We start from the raw sequence: 4,658 nt of genomic DNA, 5'->3' as shown, positions 1-4,658 counted from the left end.
CTCTGAGATGCGCCAGCGGGAGCTTGAATATCGGCACCTGCTTCGATGAGCAGCCGCACGATCTCACCATAGCCTGCATATGCAGCACTAGCGATCGGCGTAAATCCTAATTTATCCCGAAGATTGACATTTGCGCCAGCTCGAATCAAGAGTTCGACGATCTGGGTATGTCCGGCGGCGGCGGCATTTCCAATCGCCGCACCGCGATCGAGATCTTTATTTACATTAGTTGCCAACAACGAGCGGACGCGATCGACATTCCCGGCTGTCGCAGCTTGGATCAGTTGGATCGATTCGAGTCCGGCTGTCGATGCGCCCGCCTGCATCAGCAGATTAAACATCGGGTAGTTTTCGGCAGCGGCTACCGAGGATAATACCGTGTGTCCGCGATCGTCTTGGACGTCGAGATTGGCACCAGCCGCAATTAAGACTTCCACACAGTCGGTATAACCAGAACCCGCCAACGCCGCATGAAAAATCGCTGTTTTCCCACCAGCACCACGTTGATTGACATCAGCACCACCAGCAATCAACAGCTTGGCGATATGCTGGCGATTACTGGCAAAAAAGCTCCCAGCAGCTAACATCAAAGCTGTCATCCCAGTTGCTAAACCATCATCATCGCTAAGCAAATTAGGATCGGCACCCGCAGCTAAGAGCGAGTCAACTAACGATCGATGCCCGTAATATGCTGCTGCCATCAAGGCTGTATGACCTTTGGCACCGATTTCGTCGATTTCCACACCGATTTCAATTGCCCGATTGACTTCATCGACATTGCCGATTGTCGCCATTTCTATGAATTTTTCCACCGGGCGATTTTGTTCGCGAATCCGCCGTTTGCGAGTCGCTTGGAGCAATTGTTCGCCATCGCGATCGGCACACAGTCGAATGGTGGTATTGACTAGTGGATAGAGATAATGATAAATATCGCGGTCTTCACATTTGGCTGCGAGTAAAATTGGCGTCTCCCCCCGACTCCAGACATTGACATTCGCCCCAGCCGTAACTAACAACTGCACGACCGAGCGATGTCCGTTTTTGATAGCAGATAACAATGCCGTCCACCCATCTTGCCCGACGGGCGCATTGACGTCTACCCCCCGAGGTAACAGCATTTGAATGATTTCCACCTCACCGCGTTCGGCAGCTAAACCCAGTGCCGTAGTCGAGACACTTCCGCTGTGGGGATTGGCATTAGCACCGAGCAAACACTGCACCAGATCGATATGTCCGCGATCGATTGCCATCCCCAAGGGTGAATAGCCCAAATTCCAGTCATACCGATCGAGACTAGCACCAGCTTCGATCGCCTGCTGCACCAAATCGAGGTCGCCATCGATCGCCGCAGCCATCAGCGAACTATTGGTTGCATTTTCCTCATATACTGGTACATCATGCGACTCTCGATCGACGCCACTAGCGCCAAAAATATCAGTGCTAGTTTGGGTATCGGGATCGAAGTCCGGCTCATCTTCACCGCCAATGACGGGAAATAAACTCGAATCGAGATCTGAGAGTAAGTGCGCCTCAGAATGGACGGCTGGCGCGGTCGCTGCTGGCGATGCCCCAACGAGATCGTCGAGGTCGATGGCATAGGTTTCGCCATCTTCCCAAGTCTGAGAAGCATTGAAGAGAGTTTCATCCATGCCAAATAGAAGATCGCTATCTGCAACCCGATCGCTCGATGATAAATCTAGATCGGGGAGGATTTGCGCTCTATTCTCGACAACATAAGTTTCACTTGCCCAGTCGTCATTCATCGGGATCGATCGCCGTGCCACTGCTGCATCGGCTTGGCTCGAAAGTCGATCTAGATCTATGCTCAGATCGAAGGCATAAGTTTCTCCAGCAGCGATCTCATCTTCTAGTAAAGACTGTGGGAATGGTGTGATGTTAATTTCACCCGGTTTCAATACCTCGGTGCGATCGAGCGTGACCGCTGGGTCGTGGGTTGCCGTGGCAAAGACTTCATCGAGATCGAATGTATAAGTAAGATCGGGTTCTGAGGTATGCTCCAACCAATTACCCGAATCGTCACGATTCCCATTGCCCCGTGATGAGTACTGCTCCGGCATAATTTGCTCGATTTGCGTGCTACTGTCCGGCGCGGGTTGATGGATTAAGTCAATGAGATTCTCAAACGGGATTTGTTGGGCGGTGGCTACCGATCGATCGCTATTATCGCCAGACATCGGTGAGTGCGCCACGTTGCCATGTTCTACTGGCAACACCTGTCGCGATGATGCTGGATCTAACTGTGCCTGCATTTGGGCACCAGCAGCTACGAGTAAATCGACGATTTGCAAACTCCCTTGACGGCAAGCTACCACTAAAGGTGTTTGACCCCGATCGTTGGGGCTATTGATGGCTGCGCCTGAATCGATCGCTAACTTTACCCGATCGTAGTTTGCTGCGGCGATCGCGTCAAATAGGAGCTGAGTTCTGGGATCTACACTCATGATGGCTGTGTTCGAGTTTGCTGGGTGACAGGCGATGTGCGTGGGGCACTATGCGTACTTCTAGATTTCCCACATTACCGACCAAACTCTCGATCTCACGATTTATTTAAGCACTGATTTCCAGACCGATTGCTGCGAATGTTTTCCCTAAAGTCCAAAGCCTCAGAGGATGTCTGAAAAGTATAGATTAGCACTCGTAAACCCTATCAATCCCCCCTAGCCCCCTTAAAAAGGGGGGAACCGGACTCTTAGTCCCCCTTTTTAAGGGGGATTCAGGGGGATTCAGGTCTGCGATTGTAGCAAATAAAACTTTTCAAACAGCCTCTAAAGCCTAAAGCCTGACTTTTGCAGGAAGTCTACCCCATTACCCGTAGCCACAGCAGGATGAGTTGGTTGATAATAATAAAGATTCAGTCTTTTACGCGATCGGTATGTTAAGTCAAATTCCACTTAGTTTAGTTCTGATTAATGTTGGCGGTCTCCTCGCCCTGATTGGCTTTTTTGCCTACGCGATCGATGATGCGACCTTTAATTTAATTGGTTTCTTCTACGGTATTCCCTTATTCTTGGGCGGCTTAGCGCTCAAATCAGCAGAACTCGAACCAGTTCCGTTCGAGCAAATCACCCCCGCCAATCTCGTCAAGCTCAGAGAAGCACAAGCTACACCTACCCTCAATCAAATCCGCAAAGATGTCACCAGATTCCGCTACGGACAAGAAGCGCATCTGGACGTTGCCCTAGAAAAGCTCGGACTAGCGCCGACAGATGAAGATCGACCCATTCTCAAAACTCTCCAAGAGACAGAGATTGGCGGGGCTTACGCACTGATTTTAAAATTCTACTCACCGTTTATGAGTTTTGACGTGTGGGAAGAAAAACGCGGGAAGATTACCAAATTTTTTGGCCCCGGTATCGATGCCCAGATCGCCGCATACGATGATGAAGAAATCGTCGTTACATTAATCGTCGTCGAGCCAGCCAAAGAACTGGCTACTTCTCCAGCCTAATTGCATACCATTGTAAATATTCTCCTGGTGCTAAATCCAGCTCGCAGCTAGTATCTAAGAGATATTTGACTCGTTCGTTAACGCCACTAATTTGCTGGACATCGATCGGGAGATCGTCAGCAAATTTGATGACAATTTCTTGAAGTTTTGCAGACATTTCTGCTGGAGTCAGAATCTGTTCTGGCAGATCTGTCTCTAGCACGACGTAAGCTTCATTATTGAACATTAATGAGTCAGACATAGATATAGAGGGTAGAGGGTAGAGGGTAGAGGGTAGGGGGTAGAGATTCACGCTCGTGCTTGGGTGCCCCGAAAGTTGAGCGAGAACGATAGAGATCGAGACACAGAGTAGATAGTAGTCTCGCTCCATACCTTAACTGTATCTTCACGAGCAAGACTATATTTAGCATTTATTCAGTATTTAATTTTGCCTACCTCCACTTTCTGTCTCCAAATTGACCCGCTACATAACAACTAACTTACGTATTGCAGTCAGGGTATAAAGGTATGTAAATCTCTACCATCCACTATCTACCCTCTACCCTCTACCCTCTACCCTCTACTCCCTAGATCTATGAATCCACTGCTATCACTCAACTATGAAGCCGCGATCGAATCGCTCGGTAATGATTACTATGATGACGTAGTAGCTGCCGAATTTCCCCAGCAGATCTTACGCTTTCGGAATGATGATTTGCTGTTGCGGCTGGGACTCGATCCGCGCCAAGTTAGCGAAGCAGATTTTATCGAAGCTTTTGGTAACTTTGCCAATCCCGCGCATCCCTTTTTAGCGCTCCGCTATCATGGGTATCAATTTGGTGAATATAACCCTGGATTGGGTGACGGGCGCGGCTTCCTGTACGGACAGGTGCGGGGTGTCGATGGCGAACTCTATGATTTTGGTACTAAGGGTTCGGGGAGAACGCCTTATTCGCGTGGCGGTGATGGGATGTTGACGCTCAAAGGTGGCGTGCGGGAGGTTCTAGCCGCTGAAGCGCTGCATCAGATGGGGGTGCGGACTTCTCGCTGTTTGAGCCTAGTGGAGACGGGTTTAGACTTGTGGCGGGGAGACGAGCCGTCGCCAACGCGTTCTTCGGTGATGGTTAGGTTTAGTCGATCGCATATTCGGTTTGGCACCTTCGAGCGGTTAAACTATCTCAAGCGCCCCGATTTAATTCAGAAGTTATTA

4 protein-coding genes are annotated in these 4,658 nt (G+C 49.7%); 2 read left to right on the top strand and 2 right to left on the bottom strand.

Annotated features, from left to right (window positions below; genetic code table 11):
- A partial coding sequence (locus RMO35_RS02295) for an ankyrin repeat domain-containing protein (protein WP_309738285.1) occupies positions 1 to 2,462 on the bottom strand: 2,462 nt, incomplete at its 3' end.
- 431 nt (positions 2,463 to 2,893) lie between these two features.
- Here RMO35_RS02295 and RMO35_RS02290 point away from each other — a divergent pair.
- Entirely contained in the window at positions 2,894 to 3,469 is a 576-nt protein-coding gene (locus RMO35_RS02290; protein ID WP_309738283.1) for a DUF2854 domain-containing protein, read from the top strand.
- Here the strand turns inward: RMO35_RS02290 and RMO35_RS02285 are convergent.
- Positions 3,453 to 3,710, bottom strand: a complete 258-nt coding sequence (locus tag RMO35_RS02285; protein WP_309738282.1) for a chlororespiratory reduction protein 7 — start codon at positions 3,708 to 3,710, stop codon at positions 3,453 to 3,455. The two genes, RMO35_RS02290 and RMO35_RS02285, sit on opposite strands and share 17 nt — an antisense overlap.
- 333 nt (positions 3,711 to 4,043) lie before the next feature.
- On the opposite strand from RMO35_RS02285, the gene RMO35_RS02280 reads away from it, so the two are divergent.
- The coding region (locus RMO35_RS02280; protein ID WP_309738281.1) for a protein adenylyltransferase SelO family protein at positions 4,044 to 4,658 on the top strand (615 nt) is incomplete at its 3' end.

This window comes from Chamaesiphon sp. OTE_20_metabat_361 (genome assembly GCF_031364565.1).
The sequence above is the reverse complement of the archived record's forward strand: the minus strand, read 5'-3'. Positions and strand labels throughout refer to the sequence as shown.

What these genes read in the sequence shown, in the direction of transcription:
- RMO35_RS02290 (WP_309738283.1), top strand. Translation starts at nt 2,894, where the DNA reads ATGTTAAGTCAAATTCCACTTAGTTTAGTTCTGATTAATGTTGGCGGT.
- RMO35_RS02285 (WP_309738282.1), bottom strand. Translation starts at nt 3,710, where the DNA reads ATGTCTGACTCATTAATGTTCAATAATGAAGCTTACGTCGTGCTAGAG.